This is a genomic window from Marinobacter confluentis, from assembly GCF_004785685.1.
Taxonomy (GTDB): domain Bacteria; phylum Pseudomonadota; class Gammaproteobacteria; order Pseudomonadales; family Oleiphilaceae; genus Marinobacter; species Marinobacter confluentis.
The window spans coordinates 323,245-345,758 of sequence record NZ_SRPF01000003.1 but is presented as its reverse complement, the minus strand read 5'-3'; the positions used below and the strand labels follow the sequence as shown (position 1 = coordinate 345,758).

Sequence of the window (22,514 nt, the reverse complement as noted above, 5' to 3'; positions counted from 1 at the left end):
TATCCTGTAGATAAGTAAGAGGGCACCCTGGCGGTGCCCTCTCCTATCTCAGGTGCAGGAGACTCAGGTTTTGGCCCGTAAATTATCCCTTATCGCCCTGATTCTGCTGGTGCTGTACGCATTGGCCGGTTTCATTATTCTGCCCTGGTGGCTTGCAAGGGCAGTGCCGGACCGGCTGGACCAACACATGGGATGGCAGGCGACGATTGAGAAAATCGAGGTCAATCCCTTTGCAATGAGCATCCAGGCGACCGGGCTGTCTGCGAACGATAGTGGGGGCGAGCCGGTACTGGCTTTTGATCGCCTGTACGTGAATCTGGGCGTTCTGCGCCTGGCGACCGGGATAGTGGCGCTGCAGAATTTCGAGTTGGATGAACCCTTTGCCCGCCTGGATCTGCGTGAAGACTACAGCGTTAACTTTGCCCGGGACTGGCAGGCCAATAATCCCGCTGGAGAGCCGGCGCCGAAAACTGATGATCAGTCGTCAGATCCGGCGAAACTTTTCCTCGACAGGCTCAGAATTGCCGGCGGCGAAGTGCTGTTCCGGGATTTCAGCCAGTCCGAGCCCGAAGAATTCCAGATAACGCCCCTGGATCTTGCCCTGGACGATCTGGCGACCTGGCCTCGAGACGGCAGTGACAGCAGTTATTACCTGCTCGCAGCCATTGGCAGTCAGACCGTGGAATGGGAGGGAGACCTCAGCATCGCGCCGTTTTACTCAAACGGTTTTATCCGGGTGGCGGATGTCAATCACAGCACCTTGTCCCACTTTCTCAAGCCCTATCTGCCCTATACCCTGCGTGACGGTAACCTGACCATCAGCACGAATTACGAGTTGCGCTCCGGTGAGCAGTTTGCGCTATCGACGTCTGGCGGCGACCTTACGGTGACCGATCTGGCACTGGGCCTGAACCCGGACAGTGAAGCCAGCTTGCTGGAGACCCAGAGGATTCAGCTTCCGGGTATCAGTTTCGGGCTGATCAACCGGGAGCTTGCGGTCGGAAACGTGGTGATCGACGGTGCCCGGCTTGATCTGGAACGGGATGAAGATGGTCTGTTGAACCTGCTCAGGCCCTTCCAGGGCGATGAAGACACGGCAGAGAATCCATCGCAGGCGGGCGAGACAGGCTCGCCCTTCCGATGGTCCGTTGCCGGCGTAGCGCTGAATGACGGACAGGTGAACTGGCGCGACAGGCAGCCGGAGCCTGCCGTTGACCTGACCGTCGAAGAACTGAATCTGACGCTTGGGCGGCTTTCCCATGAGCTGGGAGAACCGGTGGATTACGAGGCCGCCCTGGCGCTGGCGGACGGTGGCCAGTTCAATCTGCGCGGCCAGACAACCCTGCAGCCGTTCACACTGGAGGCCGGGCTGGGCCTTACCGGGCTGAACCTGGCACAGTTGGACGGCTACCTTGGCGACGCCACCAACCTGACCCTTAGAGAAGGCCTGCTGAACCTGGATGGTAATCTTGATCTGGACAATCAGCAGGAACCCATGACCGGGACATTCAGCGGCAACGGCCAGGTTTCGTCCCTGGACCTGCGCCTCGCCGATTCGGACTCGCCCGTGCTGGCCTGGCAGAACCTGAGGCTGGAACCGCTGGAATACAACCTTGCGCCGGCACGGCTGGAAATTGGCACCCTCACCCTCTCATCTCCCAACGTGAACGTGGTCCGCGAAGCCGACGGTCTGCACAATCTCGCCCGGATTCTGTCGGCCGACCCGGCGCCGTCAGCGGCAGAAGAGCCGCCAGAAGCAGACGCTGAACCGGCCTCGGAAAGCGAAGCCTTCATTTTCCGCATTGGCCAGATCATGCTCGAAAGCGGCGAGGTGTCCTACGCTGACCGCACCCTGGAACCCGTTTTCTCAACCCGAATCGACCGTCTCAACGGTTCGGTCACGGGCCTCAGCAATGTACCGCCACAGCAGGGTAAGGTATCGATGCAGGGCCGGGTTGGCGACGTTGCCAGCCTGATGTTTGATGGCTCTATCGGCACCCTGGGCTCGGAGGATGTCAGTAACCTGACACTGAAAGTGGACGGCGTTTCCCTGCCGGCGCTATCTCCCTATCTTGGCCGCTATCTGGGATACGGTGTTCAGAGTGGCAAGCTCAACCTCGACCTGGATTATGAAATTGCCGGCTCCAGAATTGATGCTGCCAACCGTATCCGGCTTGACCGGATGGAGCTCGGGGATGCGATAGCCAGCGAGCAGGCGGTCAATGCACCGGTAAAACTGGGGCTGGCGCTGCTGCGGGATCGCAAGGGCGTTATCGATATTGATCTGCCTATTGAAGGCGACCTGGCCGACCCCCAGTTCAGTGTGGGCCCGGTGATTATGCGTACCTTCGTCAACCTGGTTGCCCGAGCGGCGACCTCACCATTCAGTGTGCTCGGCTCGCTGGCGGACATGACCGGTCTCACCGGGGAGGAACTGGGTTATGTCAGTTTTGATCCTGGCAGGGTCGACATGGTTTCCGACGGTATGGAAAAACTGGAGGTACTCTCCGGGGCTCTTGAGAAGCGACCTGACCTGTTGCTCAAAGTGCGAGGGGCCGTGTCGCCGGAGGTTGACGGTGAGTTCCTGCGCCGGCAACGGCTGGCCGAGCAGTTGGGAATCAGCCAGACCGCCTCTGCGACGGACCGCATCGCCCGCCTTGAATCCAGGTATCAGGACGCAGGCTTTGAGCAGCCGTTGGCGTCCTATCGCCAGGAAGTGGCGACAACTGGCGCCGGGGGGCCGGACGATCAGGCCTGGGAAAAGGCGCTGGTTGATCGTCTGATTTCCCGCGTGGTACTGCCGCCGGAAGTGCTGTCAAACCTTGCCAGATCAAGGGGCGTGCTTTTGACGCAGACCCTGCAGGAGGAATTTGATGTTCCCGAAAGCCAGCTGTTTCTTCTGGAGCCCCTTCAGGATGCCGGGCAGGACGATCGCGGTGCGGTGAAGGTCAATTTTGAGCTGGAAGCCCGCTAGCCGGCAACTGCAGGCCGTGCCTGGCCACCAGCTCCTGATACCGCCCGCTGGCAATCAGGGGCTGAAGCAGGCTCTCGATGGTTTCAGCATCGATCGGTCCGCCTTTACGGGTAACAACGTGCAGTTCGTAGGATTGATCCACTGTGTCGGAAACGAGCAATTCGTCGCGCTGGTCCGGAAAACGTGAAAAGTAGGCCCCGAGGAAAGACCGACTGACCACCGCCACCTCTGCAACCGACGGCCGGTCAGCCAGTATCAGATCCAGGTTGCGCTGGTGGCTGTGGGACAGCTCGACATTAAAATGTTTCTGGAGGGTTTCGCTGTCGGTTTCCAGCCCGGCAAAGCCATAGTGATAGCCGGCAATGGCAACGATGCGGCGCTCACTGACGTTGTCGAAGAAATTCTGGCCCCGGTCGGGCTTGTTCAGGGTAACGTAGACTTCTTCGTCTTTGAGAATCGGGCCAAAGATGTCTACGGGCTCAGACGTCCAGCCCCACTCTGGATGTTCAAAGAATATGACGTCGAACAGGCCGTTCCGGAAATCCAGGTGCCGGCGTTTCGGCGACGTATGAAGTATCTCGAACGAGAGTTCAGGTTTCAGGGTGCGGAATTCATCCAGCAGATCGCCCAGCAGACCCATGGCCCGGTTGTGCTGATCAACCATCGCCACCGGCGGGAAATTGTAGACTCCGACCCGGACACTGGTAGGCTCAGAGGCAAATACTGGCAGAGCACCGGTGATGACAAGGCATGCGTACAACAGGGTCGCGTGTTTCAGAGGCTTTGACATCATGGCTCCATGCAGCACATTCAAAGATTGAATGTACATTCAGAATAGCATTACCTTGTGCTGCCAAAAAGCCGAAATCTGGAACAGTTATCTCAAAGGAGCAGTTTTAATGGTTCGCCCGACCAGCCATTTCTTTGCCTACGTCTCCCGGCTTCGCTGGATAAAGCGCTGGGGTTTGATGCGCAATGCCATCGAAGAAAATGTTGCGACGCACAGCTGGGAAGTGGCCACCCTGGCCCACGCTCTGGCCATTATCCGTAACCGGCATTTTGACGGCAGCGTTAATGTCGACCGGATTGCGACAGCGGCGCTCTACCATGACGCCACCGAGGTGATTACGGGCGATATGCCGACCCCGGTCAAATACCATTCCAGGGTGATGCGGGAAGCGTTCAGCGATATTGAGCACAAGGCGGAAGGCGAACTGCTTGCTCTGTTACCGGATGATCTGAGAAAGGATTTTGCCCCTTACATTCAGGAGTCCCTCTGGTCTGGCGAGGAAAAAGAGCTGATCAAGGCCGCTGACCGGCTGTCCGCCCTGCTGAAGTGCGAGGCCGAAATACAGGCGGGTAACAAGGAATTCGAGCCCGCCGCCGGGCACATCCGGCAGAAGCTGGAAACCGATGCCCTGCCGGAAGTGATGTATTTTCTGCAAGTGTTTGCGCCCAGCTACCAGCGGCCGTTGGACAACCTGCTGGGTTAGTCGGTACCGGATCCGGCAATCATACCGCTCTTGAGTGCGTTCTGGTTCAGGTTTCTGCGAACCAGGTCCTCCGGGCTGCCGGCCAGTTCGCGGAACATGCCCATGGAGCCCAACAGAGCAGATGACTCGTAAGGCACGAATACGCGCTCGCCGTCTTTCGCCATGTTGGGAAGAACCTTGATGTAGCTCTGGCCTAACAGATAGCCAATGACCGTCTGTTTGTTTTCCTCGGATTCACCCATGGCGCTGAGCACCAGGCGAATGGATTCTTTCTCGCCTTCAGCCCGGAGGATCGCGGATTCCTTGTCGCCCTGGGCGTTAAGGATGGCAGATTCACGTTCACCCTGGGCCATGGCAATCGCCGCCGTCTTCTCGCCCTCAGCCTCGGTGACCGTGGCCCGGCGCTTACGCTCGGCGGCCATCTGCAGGCGCATGGCTTCTTCGACCTCTTCCGGCATGCTGATGTCCTGGACTTCCACCCGGGTCAGCTTTACACCCCATTTGGAAGCGGCTTCTTCCATTTCAGCCTGAATGGCGCTGTTCACTTCACTGCGGGATTCGAACAGCTTGTCCAGTTCCATTTTGCCCACCACCGAGCGCAGCGTGGTCTTGGCCAGCACTTCCACTGCCTGGGACATGTTCGCTACCTCATAGACCGCGCGGCGTGGGTCGATGATCTGATAGTAGAGGGCGCCGTTGATTTTCACGGTGACGTTGTCTGTGGTCACCACCGGCTGGCCCGGGAAGTCCATCACTGTTTCCCGGCGATCAATGCGGACTTCGTCGCTGCTGGTCGGATGATAGTCTTCACCTACCCTAACGTAGCGGATCATGGTGATTGGGCGTGGCCGGTCGATAAACGGCACGATGATGTTCACACCGCTTTCCAGCACGCGGTTGAAGGAACCCAGGCGTTCGATCACCATGACCTCGGACTGGCGCACAATAACCAGGCCCTTGGCGATGATGAAAATGCCGATGGCAACAACGATCAGGCTGATAACCAGCCCCGGTGACAACATACTCTCCATGTTCACTGCTCCTTCTGATGGTCTTTATCAACAACGGCGGTGGTGCCGTCGAAGCTTCTGAAAATAACGCGGGTGCCGTCAGGCAGTTCGGTTTCCCCGGTATCCCGGACCCGGATACGGTAGAAATCGCCGTTGACCTTTACGCCACTGGCGTTGTCAAAATCCCGTTTGATGATCTGGTAGGCGGTGCCGTTCTCGACACCGGTGCCGGTCGTGCCGTAGGCAACACCTTTCGGGGTAAACCGGGGCTTGATCCATTTGACGGCCACCGGCACCAGAACGCCGGAAAACACACCCATGCCGGCCAGTTGCCACTCAAAGGGGGCGCCGATAAAGGCCAGGACTGCAGTCAGCGCCGCCGCAATGCCCAATGCCAACAGCACCAGCACACCGGATGTCAGTTCGGCAAGACCCAGAATCAGGGCAAGAATCAGCCAGAAATGCGTGAGACTCCATTCCATAGACGCGCATCCATTATCGGTAAGTGGATCGGGCCGGTATTGTACCCCGCGGCGGCACTGGGGGTCACCGGTACTGGCTGATTTGCCCGGATTCCCGCTCAGATTTGCCATAGGTTCCGATCGGACACCTGCTAAAGTAGCTGCAACCCTACCAAACAATAAAAGGTCACCCGTTATGAAAGATCTGAACAACCGTGTAGCCGTAGTCACTGGCGCAGGATCGGGCATTGGTCGTACCCTGGCAAAGGCGCTGGCTAACAAGGGGTGCCGGCTTGCCCTGTCAGACGTGAACGAGCTGGGGCTGGCGGAAACCGCAGCTGCCTGTCACGAAACGGAAGTGCGCACCTATCTGCTGGATGTGGCTGACAGGGATGCGATATACGCCCATGCGGACCAGGTGGTCGGCGATTTTGGCGTCGTGAACCTGATCATCAATAATGCGGGCGTGGCGCTGAATGCATCCGTTCGGGAAATGACGGATGATGATTTCAAATGGGTGATGGATATTGATTTCTGGGGCGTCGCCCATGGTACCCGTGCGTTTCTGCCCCATCTGATTGCTTCCGGTGATGGCCACGTGGTGAATATCTCCAGCGTGTTCGGGCTGATTGGCGTGCCCAAACAGAGCGCTTACAACGCCGCCAAATTTGCCGTGCGCGGCTTCACCGAGGCCCTGCGCCAGGAAATGAAGCTGGAAAAGCAGCCGGTGGCGGTCAGTTGCGTGCATCCGGGGGGTATTCGTACCAATATCGCCAATTCCGCCCGCATGGGGTTGTCTGATAACGCCGAGACCTTGCGGGCAGGTTTCGACAAACTGGCTATGACCACACCGGAAAAAGCCGCTGCCACGATCGTGAAGGGCATTCTGAAAGACGAGTCACGTATTCTGGTCGGGCCGGACGCCTGGGGTATCGAGGCGTTGAACCGGGTGCTTGGTGCGTCCTATCAGCCTCTGGTTGAGCGGTTCTCCCGGAAAAACCTGTACATTTGAGGCGCTGTATTGCTGCCCTTCTGAAGGCGCTGTATATTCCCATCGATGAGGCGGTTAACTATCGCCTCTTGTTACGGAATTCAGTTTCATGACGACACCCCAGGAGACCGATCTCGGTCTCTCACTTGAGCAGAGTCGCTCAGGCCTAAGGGATGGTCACCGGCGCTCGCTGATGCGGACGCTTTTTCTGGTGACCGGCGGCGCCCTGATGGTATTCGGAACCCTGCAGTTTCTGAACAATCATCTGTTGCTGGCCTCGGCCGAGTTCCTGGTCAGTGGTCTGCTGTTTTTCGGTCGTTACCGTATCCGCAGGACCCCCAATCTTGAACGCTGGATCTATGGTTACCTGATTTCCGGCTTTTCCTTTGCCCTGCTTATCCTCATCGTGCCGGACGCGTCGATTACCGCGTATGTCTGGATTCTGATGATCCCGGTGCTGTCGTATCTGCTGCTTGGCAAAAGGGCGGGTTTCCGGCTCAGCGCGCCTTTCCTGCTGGCTGGTTGCGTTGTTTATGCCGTTTCCACCTCGCTCGGTAACGTCATTGCTGTTATCGACCTGCTGAATCTGGTTTTATGTGCGGTGTTGATGCTGGCCTTTGTTCACATCTACGAAACCCGGCGTGAAGAGGCTGAGATGAAACTGTTCACCATGGCCCAGAGTGATTTCCTGACTGGCCTCGCCAACCGTGCCAGCTTTCACAGCACCCTGACCAGAACCGTTGCCGAATGCGCCCGTAGCGGGTCCGGTTTTGCGCTGGTAATCATGGACCTGGACCACTTCAAAGTGGTGAACGACACCATGGGGCATGACGCCGGTGATCAGACCCTCACCCGAATTGGAACCTTGCTGACCGAGCGGGTGAGAACCACGGATTCGGTCGCTCGGCTGGGCGGGGAGGAATTCGGGTTGATCCTGCGGGATCTGAAGTTTGATGATTCCTACGAGCTGGTGGACGAACTGCGGGAGCGCATTGCCCGGATGGAAGTCCCTTATGGTGATGCAACCATTCGCCTGACTGCGTCTTTTGGCATTGCCCATTTTCCCGAGCATGGCCGCAGCGCTGAGACCCTGTACCGGGTAGCCGACCGCTGTCTGTACACCGGCAAACAGTCAGGTCGAAATACGGTGGTACGCGCCGGTGTATCTGCTGTCAGAGCCGCTGGCCAGCCCTCAGACAGACGAACCCAAAGCTAGACCTAACCCGGGAATGAAACCATGGCACCAAATCAGGATACCCACAGCAAACTCATCGGCTACCTACTCTGGATTTTCGGCTTTCTGGGGGCTCACCGGTTCTACTACGGAAAACCCATTACCGGCACCATCTGGTTCTTCACGCTTGGGCTGTTATTTATCGGCTGGTTGATCGACCTGTTCCTGATTCCCGCTATGGATCGGGAGGCTGACCTGCGGTTTGAAGAGGGGGAGGTCAGTTACAACATCAGCTGGATCCTGCTGACCTTCCTGGGGGTATTCGGCATCCACCGCATGTACATGGGCAAGTGGATCACCGGTATCATCTACCTTCTCACCGGCGGCCTGTTCCTGGTGGGTGTGCTTTATGATTTCTGGACCATGAACGATCAGATCTCGACCCGCAATCGCGAGATTGCCTCAGGCCTCTGAGGTCAGAGGCCCAAGGCCTTCTCAAGGTCGGTCAGCCCGTCTTCCAGATAGTCGAGCATGCGTTGGAGGCTGGGCAGGGTGCGGCGGCAGCCGATCAGGCCGAATTCGATCTGGTCGCAGTAGCTGGTCAGGGTCATGTTCAGGGCAATCCGGTCCATGGCGATGGAAACCGGGTACATGCCCTCAAGCCTCGTCCCATTCCAGTAACTGGGTTCTTTCGGCCCGGGCACGTTGGAGATCACGACATTGAAGGTCTGCCATTTCGGCGCCAGGCCGGTCAGCAGGTTGAAACCCGCCGGTGCCAGCAGCAGCGAGGTGTAGTTCAGGATTTCCTCCGAGGACATGCTGGCGTAGCGCTCTTTGGAAGCTTTCACATCCTCGCGGATATAATTCAGGCGCCCCGCCGCATCGTTCAGATGGGTGCCCAGGGAGGCCAGGATGATGCCCACCTGATTGCCTTCGGAGCTGTCATCCTTGCGCAGGGATACCGGCACCATGGCCACCAGGGGTTTTTCCGGCAGCGCGTCCTGGTTCATTAGATAGGTGCGAAGCGCCGAGGCGCACATGGCCATGACCACATCATTGACCGTGGTATCTGACGCCTTGCACACCGCCTTGATGCGTTTCAGGCAGTAGGACTGGGCGGCAAATCGGCGGGAGCCGGTGATCTTGCCGTTCAGGACACACCTGGGCGCGTGGAAGATGGAGTCGTAGGCCGGGTCCTTCCGGGCCCGGTTGACGGTGCTTAACAGCGCCTTGGTCACCGCGGGGACCGTGCCCAGCTGTTTCCCCGATTCCCCCAGCAAATGGGCTACGTTGCGCCACATGGACGGCCCGCTGTCGTCGCCATGGCCGCGGCTGCGGCGGGGCAGGCTCCAGATCGGCGGCATGTTGCGCTCGTCCGGGTCGGTCGACAGCATGCGCTGGAACAGGCGCATGGCCGACACGCCATCGACCAGGGAATGGTGCACCTTGGTGTATACCGCAAACTGCCGGTCCTTCAGGCCCTCGATCAGGTGAAATTCCCAGAGTGGCCTTTCCCGGTCCATCAGGTGGCTGTGCTCGGCGGACACAAACGCCAGCAGTTCGCGGATTCTGCCAGGCGTTGGCAGAGCTTCGAACCGGAAATGATGTTCCAGGTCCAGGTGTTCATCATCCACCCAGACCGGCTGGCCAAAACGGCTGCCCAGTCGCCGTTCGAAGGGCGCGGTGACGGCGGTCTGGCTGCGTAACTGATCCGCAAGCTGCGCGACATAATTGTCCGGTGCATCCTCGGGGAAGGAAAACAGCTGAAGCCCGCCCACGTGCATGGGTTGCTGGCGTTTTTCCAGCCACAGGAAAACCTGGTCCACCGGGCTCAGTTTTTTCATGAAAGGCACTCTTTTTGTTGTGGTACTGATTAAGGCATCAGTGTTACAGGATTTACCCACAGGGGAAAGTTGGCGCGCCCTATTTTACCGCAGCGACAGGCAAATGCCGGAAAGTCTGTCTTTGGCTTGTGCACGTAAGGTTTAAGGTCAATACCGTCGACGGATCCAGTCAAACCGATACGCAGGGACAAGAGGTGCTTCAGTGAATTCGAGAATCTGGCATTTGGCCGCCGTGGCAGGGCTATTGTGGTTTCCGCATCTGCAGGCCCAGGACCGCCCGGGCGTTGAACTGGAGCAGGTTGAAACCTCAGATATCATCAGCGAAGTCAGCCTGAATGGCACCGTCAACGCGCTACGTACCTCGCGCCTGTCTACGGCGGTTGCCGGCCTGGTGGAAGACGTGAGGGTGGAAACCGGCAACGACGTAGCGAAGGGTGACCTGCTTGTCGGACTGGACGATGAGCAGGCGGAATACGAGCTGGCCAGTGCCCGTGCCGAGGCCGCCGAAGCCCGCACCCGGCTTGAGGAAGCCCGGCGCCGACTGGCGGAAGCCCGTTCAGTGGGCGCCGGTCGCAACATTGCCGCCACTGAGGTTAGCGCCCGGGAAAGCGAAGTCGCCGCTACCGAGGCTACCCTGGCCCGCCTGCGTGCCGAAGAAAGGCGCCGGCAGGTGGTGCTTGACCGCCACCGCATCGAAGCGCCATTTGACGGCGTGGTCAGCAACCGGATCAGCGATCTCGGTGAATGGGTCACGCCCGGGGATGAATTGCTAACCCTGGTCGACACCACCAATCTGCGTCTGGACTTCCGGGTGCCCCAGAATTATTACCAGCGTATCGATGACGGCTCGGAACTCTTTCTGCACATGGGCGGGATGGATCGAGAGCGGGTTCCTGCCAGTATCGAATCACTGGTACCCGTGAGCGACCCCCAGGCAAGGACGTTTCTGATGCGGGCGACCGGTCCGGAAAAGCTGAACCTGCTGCCGGGGATGGCGGTTCAGGCCACGCTACGAGTGTCTACCGGGAAACAGGGACTGACCGTGTCCCGTGATGCCATCAACCGCTACCCCGACGGCCGCATCACCGTGTGGATTGCGGAGCCGGCGGATGACGAACTTTACGAAGTCCGGGAAAAGCGTGTGGAAGTGGGCACCAGCTTCGATAACCGGATGGAAATCCTTGGCGGGCTGGACGGTGACGAACAAATCGTGATTCGCGGCAACGAATCCCTGCAGGATGGCGCCCGGGTGAGGCTGGCTGAGCGGGGATCCAACTGATGTTTGCCGGAGTGATTCGCCACGGCACCTTGGTGACCGTGGTTACCCTGATTATCGCGATCATCGGCGCCGCCGCGGCCCTGCGCATTCCGGTACAGATGATCCCGGACCTGGAAGTGCGCACCATCACGGTAGAAACCCAGTGGCCCGGCGCCACGCCCCAGGATATCGAGAAAGAAATCCTGATTGAGCAGGAACGCTACCTGCGCAATGTGCCCAACCTCAGCGAAATGGCCGCCACCGCCTCCAGCGGCTCCGCTGAAATCGAACTGGAATTTCCCTTTGGCGTCGACATCACCGAAACCCTGATCCAGGTGAATAACGCCCTCAGCCAGGTATCCAATTACCCCACCAACGTGGATGAGCCGCGCATTGTGGCGGCTTCTTTTTCCTCCAACGCCTTCATGTATTTCCGGGTGTCCACCCTGCCGGACAACCCCCGGGAACTGGATATCGACCTGATGCGGGACTTTGTGGAAGACCGGGTCCGACCCCGCATGGAGAGCGTCGCCGGAGTATCTGAGGTGACGGTGGGCGGCGGCGCCGACCGGCAGATGCAGATCACCGTGGATGAAGCCAAACTGGCCCAGCGCGGCCTGAGCCTGCTGGACCTGCGGGATGCCATCACCAGCCGCAACCAGGACGTGTCCGGCGGCGAAGTGGATGCGGGCAAGCGCCGCTATCTGCTGCGCACTGTGGGGCGCTTCCGGGATATTGAGGAACTGCGCAACCTGGTAGTGTCCCGCACCGGCGACAGCGTGATCAGGCTCTCCGAGGTCGCGACCGTGGCCCAGGACCATTCCCGCATCCGCGAACTGTCCTTTATCAACGGTAAGCGGGTACTGGGCCTGCAGGTGCGGCGGGAAAGTGGATCCAACGTCATCGACATCAAGCGCGGGATGCTGGAGGAAGTCGACAACATCAACCGCGAAGTGCTCGAACCGGCGGGCATGCGGCTGGCACTGACCGCCGATGACGCCCGCTATGTAGAGGCGTCCGTTGCCAACGTCTGGACCAACCTGGGTATTGGCGCAGTCTTCGCTACCCTGGTGATGTTTCTGTTCCTGCGCTCGTCCCGGGCCACCTTTGTGGGCGTGGTCGGTATTCCTCTGTGTGCGATTGCCGCCTTTCTGGGGCTGATGATCACCGGTCGCACCATCAACGTGATTTCCCTGGCCGGCGTGGCCTTCGCCATCGGTATGACGGTGGACAACAGCATCGTGGTGCTGGAGAACATCGAACGCCACCGACGGCTGGGGCTGGACAAGTTTGAGTCGGCGCTCAAAGGCGTGCAGGAAGTCTGGCCGGCGGTGCTGGCCTCCACCATGACCACCATTCTGGTGTTCCTGCCGATCCTGTTTATAGAGGAAGAAGCGGGACAGCTTTATTCCGACGTGGCCATCGCCATTTCCGCGGCCATTTTCGCGTCCATGCTGATTGCGGTCACGGTGATTCCCACGCTCAGCGCGCGGCTCGACTTCGGCAACGGTAAGGGCGACATCGACCAGTATGGCAATACAGTCGCGCCGGGCTGGGCTCGCCGGGTCGTCGGGGCCGTGCGCTGGATGGTCAGTGGCACCGTCCGGCGGATCGCGGTGATTGGCGGCACGGTGTTGCTTAGCGCCTGGATCATCATGTTCCTGACGCCGCCGGCGGAATACTTGCCGGAAGGCGAGGAGCCGAAAACCTTCGCCTCCATGAATGCGCCGCCCGGCTATAACCTGACCGAGATGCAGAGCATTGCCAAACAGGTTGAGGACCACTTCCTGCCCCACGTACAGGCCGATCGCGAGGCCTACGAGAGTGGTGAAACCTCTATTCCTCCGTTGGCTTACCTGAACATGGGTGTAAGCCCGACCAATATCCGTATCATCGCGGAGACGATAAATCCCCGGGACATCGAAGTGCTGATGGAGGAAATCACCGGCTTTTACGAGCAGTTTCCGGGCATGCGGGCGTTTGCTGCCAAGGGTTCCATCATCTCCAGCAACGACGGCGGCACCCGCAGCATCAACCTGGACATCTCCGGGCCGGATCTGGTGTCCATCTACGAAGTCGCCAACACCGCCTACCGCCGCGCGGAGGAGATCTTCGACAACCCCCGCATCCAGACCCAGCCCCGAACCCTGTCCCTGGCCCAGCCCCTAATCCAGGTGAAGCCGGACTGGGACCGGGCGGCGGAACTGGGCCTGGGCACCGAAGCCATCGGCTTCACCGTGGCGTCGCTGACGGAAGGCTCCTATGTGGACGACTTCTTCCTGGATGACGACAAGATCGATATCTATGTCTACGGCAGCGAAGGGCGTAACCCGAGCCTGGACTCCTTGCCGGACGTCATGGTGCACACCCCCCAGGGCGCGACCCTGCCACTGTCCAGCCTGGCCACCATTGAGGAAACCGTCGACACCAGCACCGTCCGCCGACTGGATGGTCGTCGTACCGTTACACTCAACGTAATTCCGCCTGATGACGTCCCGCTGGAAGCGGGTGTTGAACGGGTGCGGACGGAACTGCTGGGTTATATGCGAGATAGCGGCCAGATCCCGTCGGGTGTCGCCATTGATATTTCCGGCGCCAGCGATCAGCTCAATGCCACCCGTGATGCCCTTACCGGCAACTTCATCATCGCGGTGGTGATTGTGTACCTGCTGCTGGTAGCCATCTTCGCCCACTGGGGCTTCCCATTGCTGATCCTGACGGCCATTCCATTAGGAGTCGCTGGCGGCATCGTCGGCCTGGCGCTGATGAATCTGGTGGGCGGCCTGTTGCCGAAAATCGGCCTGCTACCCCTGAGTCAGCCGTTCGACATGATCACCATGCTCGGCTTTCTGATTCTGATGGGCACGGTGGTGAACAACCCCATCCTGGTGGTGGAGCAGGCGCGGCAGAACCTGCGCCAGAGGGACATTTCCGTGGTTGATGCTGTGATTGGTGCGGTAGAAACACGCCTGCGGCCCATTGCCATGACCACGCTGACCACCATCTGTGGCCTGTCGCCGCTGGTGTTTATCCCCGGCGAAGGCACCGAGCTCTATCGCGGCGTGGGCGCCATCGTGCTGTTCGGCCTGGCCGGGGCGGCGACTGTGACGTTGACCTTCCTGCCAGCGCTCACGGTGTTTGTTCTGGGGTGGCGTCAGAGGCGGGCAGCGGCGGCCTAGGCCGCTGCTGTTCTGGACACAGAAGCCGGAACTTCGATCCGGATGTTCTGGCCATCCAACAGGACCGGGTAGGTTTTGACCTGTACGGTTTCATCCTCAAGGCATTGACCGGTTTCCAGATTGAAGTGTTGCTTGTACAACGGTGAAGCCACCACCGGCTGGCCTTTCAGATCCCCGGTAATGCCCCGCGCCAGCACGTTCTTCCCGGTAAACGGATCGGTATGGCTGATGGCAAACAGCGCCGGCAACCGATGCGGCAGATAAAACACCGCCACGGGTCCATCTTCAGTCCAGACCGCAACGCCGGATTCAGCAATCAGATCATCAACCGTACAAACAACGTCCCAACTAGCGCGTTCTCTCATAACGTTCTCCAATATCTTCAAGGTGCATCCACGCCATCAGCGTGATAACAAAACAGGTCCTTAAGCCCCGACAACTCATAGCTATGTGAGTGTGGGGGTCGGGATTTTTTCCCGCCGGGAATAAAGGTGTCTGAGCGCAGCGAGTTCTTTTTCCCAAGGGAAAACAATTCCGACCCCCGCGCTCCACCCCAAGCTATCAGTCCTGAGGCCCCGAACTCCCAAGCCGGCGACCCAGACTAGGCAGGCTCCACCTCAGATTCGAGCACAGGCCGCTTCTGATCCCGCTCCATGGTCCACTGCTGCACCGGATCTTTCTTCTCCGGCGCATTCACAAACTCACGGAACCGCTTGCGCTTCTCCGGGTCCTCAACGGCCGTTTTCCACTCGCATTGATAGGTGCCCACCAGGCTCTCCATGTGCTCTTCCAGCTCCGCGCCAATGCCCAGGCTGTCCTCCAGCACCACCTGTTTCAGATAGTCCAGACCGCCTTCCAGGTTCTCCATCCACACGCTGGTGCGCTGCAGACGGTCGGCGGTGCGCACGTAGAACATCAGCACCCGGTCGATGGTGGACACCAGCTCCTCATCGCTCAGATCCGTGGCAAACAGGTCGCCGTGGCGCGGGCGCATGCCGCCGTTGCCGCAGACATACAGGTTCCAGCCGTTTTCCGTGGCAATCACGCCAATGTCCTTGCTCTGGGCTTCCGCGCATTCGCGGGTACAGCCGGATACCGCAAACTTGATCTTGTGGGGCGCACGCAGGCCCTTGTAGCGGTCTTCCAGGTGGATCGCCATGCCCACGCTGTCCTGCACGCCGTAGCGGCACCAGGTGCTGCCAACGCAGGATTTCACCGTGCGCAGGGCCTTGCCGTAGGCGTGGCCGGTTTCGAAACCGGCGGCAATCAGCTTTTCCCAGATCTCCGGCAGCTCGCTCAGGGTCGCTCCAAACAGATCGATGCGCTGGCCGCCGGTGATCTTGGTGTACAGGTTGTATTCCTTGGCCACCTGGCCCAGCACAATCAGCTTGTCCGGGGTGATTTCACCGCCGGGTACCCGTGGCACGATGGAGTAGGTGCCGTTCTTTTGCATGTTGGCCATGAAGGTGTCGTTGGTGTCCTGCAGCGGCACATGGTCGGTGGCCAGTACGTGCTCGTTCCAGCAGGTGGCCAGAATGGAAGCCACGGCGGGCTTGCAGATGTCGCAACCATGACCCTTGCCGTGATCGCGGATCAGGGTCTGGAAGGTGCGGATACCGCTTACCTTGACCAGATGAAACAGTTCCTGGCGGCTGTAGGGAAAGTGTTCGCAGATGTCCTTGCTGACTTCCACGCCGCGCTTTTCCAGTTCGCTGTCCACGACGGTTTTCAGCAGGGCTGCGCAGCCACCGCAGCCGGTGCTGGCCTTAGTTTCACTCTTGACCGCACCCAGGTCGGCGCAGCCCGCGTCAATCGCCCCGCAGATGTCGCCCTTGGTGACGTTGTGACAGGAGCAGATAGAGGCGGTCTCTGGTAGGGCATCCGGGCCCAAAGCAGGGGCACCGCCTTCGCTCTCAGGCAGAATCAGCGTTTCCGGACTTTCCGGCAGATCGATTTCGTTCAGCGCGTATTGCAGCAGGGTATCGTAGGGGCCGTTGTCGCCAACCAGAATAGCGCCCAGCAGCTTTTTGCCGTCTTCGCTGATCACCATGCGGCGGTAGTGCCCGGCCTGTTCGTCGTTAAAGCGGATGCTTTTGGCACCTGGGGTCTGGCCGTGTGCGTCGCCGATGGAGCCCACGTCCACGCCCAGCAGTTTGAGCTTGGTACTCATGTCCGCGCCGGTGAAGGCGGCTTCCTGATCGCCGTTCAGTACCGAGGCCATGGTGCGGGCCATGGTGTAACCGGGAGCGACCAGGCCGAAGATTTTCTCGCTCCACAGGGCGCACTCGCCGATGGCGTGAATGTGCGGGTCGGAGGTGGTGCACTGGTCGTTGATGATAATGCCGCCACGCTCGCCAATGTCCAGGCCGCAGCTTCTGGCCAGCGTATCTTGCGGGCGGATACCGGCGGAGAACACGATCAGGTCGGTTTCCAGATGGGATTCGTCACTGAAGTTCATCCTCAGACGGGCACTGTCGCCGTCCACGATCTCGGTGGTGGCTTTTTCGGTGTGAACCTGCACGCCGATCTCTTCAATCTTGTGCTTCAGCAGGGCGCCGCCGTCGCGGTCCAGCTGCACTGGCATCAGGCGCGGGGCAAACTCCACCACATGGGCTTCCAGGCCCAGACTTTTCAGGGCGTTGGCCGCTTCCAGACCCAGCAGGCCGCCGCCGACCACCACGCCGGTTTTTACGCCCTTGGCGCTGGCGCGGATATCGTCCAGATCTTCCAGGGTGCGATACACCAGGCAGTGCGGGTTGTCGTTGCCCTTGATCGGTGGCACAAATGGATAGGAGCCGGTGGCCAGTACCAGCTCGTCGTAGGGGTATTCGCCCCGGGGCGTTTTCACCACCTGGCGTTCCCGGTCTATGTCGGTAACGCCTTCGTCCAGATGCAGGTCGATCTGGTGCTCGGCGTACCACTCGGCGGTGCCCATGGCCAGGTCGCTGTGGGTGGAGCCACTGAAATACTCCGAGAGGTGAACCCGGTCATAGGCGAGCAGCTTTTCTTCACCGAACACTGTGATGTTGAAGTCGGTGACCGCGGGCGTATCCACCAGCTTCTCAAGGAAGTGGTGGCCGACCATGCCATTGCCGATAACGATCAGGTTTTTTTTGCTCATGATAGTTCCTCTCTCTTTTGCTGGCGGCTAGGCCGCTTCGCAGTAATGCTTGCCAAAGGCCAGATGATCGCGGTACGCGCTGATGTCATCGGCCTGCTGAATGCGTTCGCTGAACCAGAGGCCGTCGCTGGTGTCGCCCACCAGAACCACGCCTTTCAGACGCTGATCCCGGATCAATAGTCGGCAGTAGCGGCTGGTTTCCAGGTCCTGCCAGACCACGGACTCGGTGAATCGGTCTGGCCGAATCTCGCCGCAGGAAAAAATGGAGATGCCGCTAATTTTCAGGCGGCTTGGAATAAGGGCGGAATGAAAAGCTGTGTCGCTTGCCGGATTGGCCAGGCGTTTCGCGAGTACTTCGGCCTGTTGATAACCGGGTTCGACCAGGCCGAAGGTTTCGCCGTTGACCTGGCAACACTCGCCCAGAGCGTGAATCTTCGGGTCGCTGGTGGTCAGCTGCTCGTCCACGACAATGGCGCGCTCGCAGGTCAAACCGGCCTCCCTGGCCAGCTCGATGTTGGGGCTGATGCCGGCGGCAACCACGACTACGTCGGTGCTGATCAGGGTTTCGTCGTCCAGTTGCACGGCGCGCACCAGATTGCGGCCCAGCAGGGCAGTCGGTGAGGTGCCGGTGCGGATGCTCATGCCGCGGTCGGTCAGTGCGTCTTCCAGCAGGGCCCCGCCGGTGTCGTCCAGCTGTCGGTTCAGCAGGTGGGCGCTGCGGTGCAGAACGGTGACCGCCATGCCCCGGCTGCGCAGGCCTTCCGCCGCTTCCAGCCCGAGGAATCCGCCGCCGATGACCAGGGCGCGCCGGTGGCGCTGGCTCAGTTCTATCAGACGGCGGGTATCATCCAGATCCCGGAAGGTCATGACGTTTTTCAGGTTTTCCCCGTCGATGCCAAGCTTTGCAGAACTGGAGCCGGTCGCCATGACCAGCCGGTCGTAGGCTTCAACGTGACCACTGGCTGTGGTGATGGTCTGTTTGTCCCTGTTCAGGCTGACGACCGGATCGCCCCGGTGAACCGTAATGCCGTGCCTGGCAAACCAGTCGGCCGATGAGAGTGCCAGGCTGCGTTCGTCCGCCTCTCCTGCAAGCACTGACGAGAGCTGAATCCGGTTATAGGCGGGGGTGGCTTCGCCGTTGAACACGACGATCCTCTGGTATGGATGCCCCGGCTGCTGAACCAGCTGTTCCAGTAGCCGCTGAGCTACCATGCCGTGCCCGCAGATTACGAGGGTTTGTTCCGACCCTGCGCCCATGATTCCTGTTCCTTCTCTTTTACCGCTTCTGTCCGGTCATTTCGGGCAGAACAAAAAAAGCCGGAGTATCACCTCCCCTAAGGGGTTTGATAGTCCGGCGCCAATGCCAACAACAATGATCTGATGGTCCGGCCGAGTCCGTGGCCGGGAGGTTCTTCCCTGTCTGGACCACTGCGAAGTACGTGCCAATAATCTAATTTGTTCTAATTCATGGGGTTACTGAATTCACAGGCTGATTTCGCCCTTTGGTGGTGCGCTTTGATGGGGCGAGCTGCACCGGATGAGTGCTTTCAGGCGATTCGCAGTACCCGATCTTTCCCGGTTTCAACCGCGTTTTCGGGCTGGTCTGATGTCTCATCCCGGGCCTGTGGCTTTTGCTCTTCCGTACTTTCCCCTTTAGCCGGGAAAGTCTGTTTCTCATAGAGGAATGAGAGCACCGCCTGGCGATAGCGCACGTACTCGGGATGATCCGCCAGCGCCACCCGGTTACGGGGGCGCGGCAGTTCGATGCGCAGTTCCTCACCGATGGTCGCGGCAGGGCCGTTGGTCATCATCACAATGCGGTCGGACAGCAACACCGCCTCGTCCACATCGTGGGTGATCATGATCACGGTGCTGTTCAGGTCCTGCTGGATTTTCATCAGCGAATCCTGCAGGTGGGCGCGAGTCAGGGCGTCCAGAGCGCCGAAGGGCTCGTCCATCAGCAGTACGCTCGGCTTCATGGCCAGTGCCCGGGCAATGCCCACCCGTTGCGCCATACCGCCGGAAATCTCGCCGGGCCGCTTGTCCAGGGCGTGGTCCATATTCACCAGCTTGAGATTGTGCAGAATCCATTCTTTCCGCTCCGCTTTGCTCATGGTCTTCTTGAAGACCTGCTGTACGGCCAGTTCGACGTTCTCGTACACGGTTAGCCAGGGCATCAGTGAGTGGTTCTGGAAAACAACTGCCCGTTCGGGGCCGGGAGTGTTCACTTCGTGGCCATCCAGCACACAACCGCCTCGGGTTGCCTGAAGCAGGCCGGCGACGATGTTCAGTACGGTGGACTTACCGCAACCTGAATGGCCGATCAGCGATACAAACTCGCCTTTGCGGATCTTCAGATCAACGTTTTCCAGTGCCACAAATGGCCCGTCTTTGGTATCAAAGGCCATCTGTACATTGGTCAGTTCAAGATGTGGCTTACTCATAACATTCTCCTCTAAATTTGGAGTGCGAGCTGACGGGCAGGGTGTTCCGGGGCACGCTGTAAATACGTCCCTGTACGCTCGACAAAAACATCCATGTTTTTGACGTCCCCGGAACACCCTGCCCGCCAGCTCTCTGCCTGAAACTATTCATTCCACGCCACTTTCTTTTGAATAAGCAGCATGATTCGGTCCAGCAGAAAACCTATGAAACCGATGGCGAGGACGGCCACCATTATTCGGCTCAAGGACTCGCTACTGCCGTTCTGGAATTCGTCCCAGACGAACTTGCCGAGGCCGGGGCTCTGGGCGAGCATTTCGGCGGCGATCAGGACCATCCAGGCAATGCCCAGAGAGACTCTCAGGCCGGTAAAGATCATTGGTACGGAAGATGGTAGAACGACTTTGCGAACGTGAGTCCAGAAAGACAGGCGTAGAACCTTGGACACGTTCAGGAGATCCGGATTGACCGCCGAAACACCCACACTGGTATTGATCAATGTGGGCCATAGGCTGCAAAGGGTGACCGTGATCATCGATGTCAGAAAGGACTTCTCAAACATCGGGTCGTCGCTGACGTAGGTGGCCGAGACCACCATGGTGACCAGCGGCAGCCAGGCTAGGGGTGATACCGGCTTGAAGACCTGGATCAGCGGGTTCACCGCGGCCGAAAAGTGACGGTTCAGGCCAATGATGATGCCAAGGGGCACGGCAATGATGGTCGCCAGGATAAAGCCCGCCAGCACCGTGCCCAGACTGGTGAAAATCTGGTCAATGAACGTGGGTGCACCGGGATAGTCGCGGATCTTTGTCTCGGCATTAGGGTTCTCTGCCAGGATCCGCTCGTTGCGCTTCTCCTGCATGGTCACGAACTGTGCCGCCCGGTCGCGCTGGTTGCTGTGTTCCTGCCAGAGTTGGCCGGTCTGCTCCATTACCTGGGCCGGGCCCGGGAAGGCGCCCAGTGAAGTCTGTACCTGGGGCGCCGCAGCGTGCCAGAAGGCCAGGAACAGTACGATGCCTATGGCCGGTAGCAATAGCTGACGGCCGGCTTCCGCCAGGTTGATGCCGGAAACCTTTTCAGTCAGTGCACGGAGCCACCGTTGGCCTTGTGATAACGAGTCGGCCTGGTTGAGCGTAGTTGTGTGAGTCATGTGATGTCTCCTGACACTCAATACTTAGGGGGTTTGTGAGCCTTTCAGGCCAATCTCGAAACTGTCGATGTAGGCGTTTGGCTCTCTGGGCGTGAAGGCCACGCCGTCGATCAACTCACCCTGGTGGGGGCGGACGAAGTTTTCAGCGTCCAGGTCCGGGAAGTCCTCAGCATTTAGCGTGCCGTCTTCGATGAGCGAGGCGGCTGCCTGCTTGTAGATATCCGCGCGATAGACTTTGGCGGCGGTTTTCATGTACCAGTCGTCGGATTTGGGCTCCGGGATCTGACCCCAGCGGCGCATCTGGCTGAGGTACCAGATGGCATCAGATGGGTAGGGGTAAGTCGCGTAGTAGCGGAAAAACACATTGAAGTCTGGCACTTCCCGGACATCGCCTTTCTCGTATTCGAAGGTGCCGGTCATGGAGTTGGCGATCACTTCCTCGTCGGCACCGACATAACTTGAGCGGGAGAGAATCTTCACGGCTTCTTCGCGGTTGGCGTTGTCGTTCTCGTCCAGCCAGTGGGCAGCGCGAATCAGGGCGCGCAGCAGACGCAGATGGGTATTCGGATTCTCTTCCGCCCACTGTTCGGTCACGCCAAAGACTTTTTCCGGATTGTTCGGCCAGATTTCGTAATCGGTGATCACCGGAACACCAATCCCCTTGAATACGGCCTGCTGGTTCCACGGCTCGCCCACGCAGTAGCCCTGAATGGTGCCGGCTTCCATGGTGGCCGGCATTTGCGGTGGCGGTGTGACGGACAGATGCACATCGGCATTGATGGTACCGCTGGTGTCGCCACGCTGGGGCGCGTAAAGGCCGGGGTTCAGGCCGCCAGCAGCCAGCCAGTAGCGTAGCTCATAGTTGTGGGTGGATACCGGGAATACCATGCCCATGCGAAAGCGTTCGCCCTGATCACGATACTGCTCAATCACCGGTTTCAGGGCGGCAGCACTGATCGGATGGACCGGTTTGCCATCGGCTCTCTTGTCGATGTGCGGAGTCATCTGTTCCCAGACATTATTGGATACGGTAATGCCGTTGCCGTTCAGGTCCATGCTGAAGGCGGTGATGATGTCCGCCTGGGTGCCGTAGCCGATGGTGGCTCCCAGTGGCTGGCCGGCCAGCATGTGGGCGCCGTCCAGCGTGCCGGTGACCACCCCGTCCAGCAGGACTTTCCAGTTGGCCTGGGCTTCGAGTTCAACGAACAGCCCTTCGTCCAGGAAAAAGCCCTGCTCCCAGGCGACGGCCAGTGGGGCCATGTCGGTCAGTTTGATAAAACCCAGTTTGAGGTCCGGCTTCTCGGCCGGTCCGATTTCGGCCTGGGCATTGCCGACGCTGGCGGCTATCAACAGCACGGCGACAAGTGTTTTCAGTTTCATGATGTTCTCCTGACGTTTTAGTCAGACAAAAAAAAGC

Annotated in this window: 17 protein-coding genes; 7 read left to right on the top strand and 10 right to left on the bottom strand. The window is 59.4% G+C overall.

Annotated features, from left to right (window positions below; all coding sequences use genetic code 11):
- The first annotated feature begins 70 nt into the window (after positions 1–70).
- Entirely contained in the window at positions 71–2,974 is a 2,904-nt protein-coding gene (locus E5Q11_RS12080; RefSeq protein WP_225315027.1) for a DUF748 domain-containing protein, read from the top strand.
- Here the strand turns inward: E5Q11_RS12080 and E5Q11_RS12075 are convergent.
- Positions 2,949–3,764, bottom strand: a complete 816-nt coding sequence (locus E5Q11_RS12075) for a substrate-binding periplasmic protein (protein ID WP_135803877.1) — start codon at positions 3,762–3,764, stop codon at positions 2,949–2,951. The two genes, E5Q11_RS12080 and E5Q11_RS12075, sit on opposite strands and share 26 nt — an antisense overlap.
- A 109-nt stretch (positions 3,765–3,873) precedes the next feature.
- Here E5Q11_RS12075 and yfbR point away from each other — a divergent pair, with 109 nt between their 5' ends.
- Positions 3,874–4,467, top strand: a complete 594-nt coding sequence (gene yfbR, locus E5Q11_RS12070; protein ID WP_135803675.1) for a 5'-deoxynucleotidase — start codon at positions 3,874–3,876, stop codon at positions 4,465–4,467.
- On the opposite strand, the gene E5Q11_RS12065 is transcribed toward yfbR, so the two are convergent.
- Together E5Q11_RS12065 and E5Q11_RS12060 are read right to left on the bottom strand one after the other, a co-directional pair.
- Positions 4,464–5,498 carry an SPFH domain-containing protein gene (locus E5Q11_RS12065; protein ID WP_135803674.1) on the bottom strand — a complete coding sequence of 345 codons (1,035 nt, stop codon included), beginning with the start codon at positions 5,496–5,498 and terminating at the stop codon, positions 4,464–4,466. The genes yfbR and E5Q11_RS12065 overlap by 4 nt on opposite strands.
- A 2-nt stretch (positions 5,499–5,500) precedes the next feature.
- Positions 5,501–5,959: an NfeD family protein gene (locus E5Q11_RS12060; RefSeq protein WP_135803673.1), complete on the bottom strand. Its 459-nt coding sequence runs from the start codon at positions 5,957–5,959 to the stop codon at positions 5,501–5,503.
- A 175-nt stretch (positions 5,960–6,134) separates the two neighbouring features.
- On the opposite strand from E5Q11_RS12060, the gene E5Q11_RS12055 reads away from it, so the two are divergent.
- The 3 genes from E5Q11_RS12055 (at position 6,135) to E5Q11_RS12045 (ending at position 8,577) form a co-directional block, all read left to right on the top strand.
- Positions 6,135–6,950 (top strand): SDR family NAD(P)-dependent oxidoreductase, encoded by an 816-nt coding sequence (locus tag E5Q11_RS12055; protein WP_135803672.1) that lies wholly within the window; start codon positions 6,135–6,137, stop codon positions 6,948–6,950.
- Between the two features lie 88 nt (positions 6,951–7,038).
- Positions 7,039–8,145: a GGDEF domain-containing protein gene (locus E5Q11_RS12050; protein WP_135803671.1), complete on the top strand. Its 1,107-nt coding sequence runs from the start codon at positions 7,039–7,041 to the stop codon at positions 8,143–8,145.
- A gap of 21 nt (positions 8,146–8,166) precedes the next feature.
- Complete coding sequence (locus tag E5Q11_RS12045) at positions 8,167–8,577, top strand: NINE protein (RefSeq protein ID WP_135803670.1); 411 nt, start codon at positions 8,167–8,169, stop codon at positions 8,575–8,577.
- A gap of 2 nt (positions 8,578–8,579) precedes the next feature.
- Here the strand turns inward: E5Q11_RS12045 and E5Q11_RS12040 are convergent, their stop codons facing one another.
- Positions 8,580–9,947 (bottom strand): WS/DGAT/MGAT family O-acyltransferase, encoded by a 1,368-nt coding sequence (locus E5Q11_RS12040; protein ID WP_135803669.1) that lies wholly within the window; start codon positions 9,945–9,947, stop codon positions 8,580–8,582.
- Between the two features lie 202 nt (positions 9,948–10,149).
- On the opposite strand from E5Q11_RS12040, the gene E5Q11_RS12035 reads away from it, so the two are divergent.
- Positions 10,150–11,226, top strand: coding sequence for an efflux RND transporter periplasmic adaptor subunit (locus E5Q11_RS12035; RefSeq protein ID WP_225315026.1), 1,077 nt, complete (start codon positions 10,150–10,152; stop codon positions 11,224–11,226).
- Entirely contained in the window at positions 11,226–14,384 is a 3,159-nt protein-coding gene (locus E5Q11_RS12030) for an efflux RND transporter permease subunit (RefSeq protein ID WP_135803668.1), read from the top strand. The genes E5Q11_RS12035 and E5Q11_RS12030 overlap by 1 nt, the downstream gene beginning before the upstream one ends.
- Here E5Q11_RS12030 and nirD read toward each other — a convergent pair.
- The 6 genes from nirD to E5Q11_RS12000 all read right to left on the bottom strand — a co-directional run bounded on the left by nirD (position 14,381) and on the right by E5Q11_RS12000 (position 22,477).
- Complete coding sequence (nirD, locus tag E5Q11_RS12025) at positions 14,381–14,749, bottom strand: nitrite reductase small subunit NirD (RefSeq protein WP_135803667.1); 369 nt, start codon at positions 14,747–14,749, stop codon at positions 14,381–14,383. The two genes, E5Q11_RS12030 and nirD, sit on opposite strands and share 4 nt — an antisense overlap.
- A gap of 236 nt (positions 14,750–14,985) precedes the next feature.
- Positions 14,986–17,505 carry a nitrite reductase large subunit NirB gene (nirB, locus tag E5Q11_RS12020; RefSeq protein WP_135803666.1) on the bottom strand — a complete coding sequence of 840 codons (2,520 nt, stop codon included), beginning with the start codon at positions 17,503–17,505 and terminating at the stop codon, positions 14,986–14,988.
- A gap of 27 nt (positions 17,506–17,532) precedes the next feature.
- On the bottom strand, positions 17,533–18,762 hold the full coding sequence (locus E5Q11_RS12015; RefSeq protein ID WP_135803665.1) for an NAD(P)/FAD-dependent oxidoreductase: 1,230 nt from the start codon (positions 18,760–18,762) through the stop codon (positions 17,533–17,535).
- Positions 18,763–19,052: 290 nt separating this feature from the next.
- A complete protein-coding gene (locus E5Q11_RS12010) occupies positions 19,053–19,949 on the bottom strand; it encodes an ABC transporter ATP-binding protein (protein WP_135803664.1) in 897 nt (298 codons plus the stop codon).
- A 143-nt stretch (positions 19,950–20,092) separates the two neighbouring features.
- Positions 20,093–21,097 (bottom strand): ABC transporter permease, encoded by a 1,005-nt coding sequence (locus E5Q11_RS12005; RefSeq protein WP_210426323.1) that lies wholly within the window; start codon positions 21,095–21,097, stop codon positions 20,093–20,095.
- Positions 21,098–21,121: 24 nt separating this feature from the next.
- Positions 21,122–22,477, bottom strand: coding sequence for a CmpA/NrtA family ABC transporter substrate-binding protein (locus E5Q11_RS12000; RefSeq protein WP_135803663.1), 1,356 nt, complete (start codon positions 22,475–22,477; stop codon positions 21,122–21,124).
- Positions 22,478–22,514 lie beyond the last annotated feature (37 nt).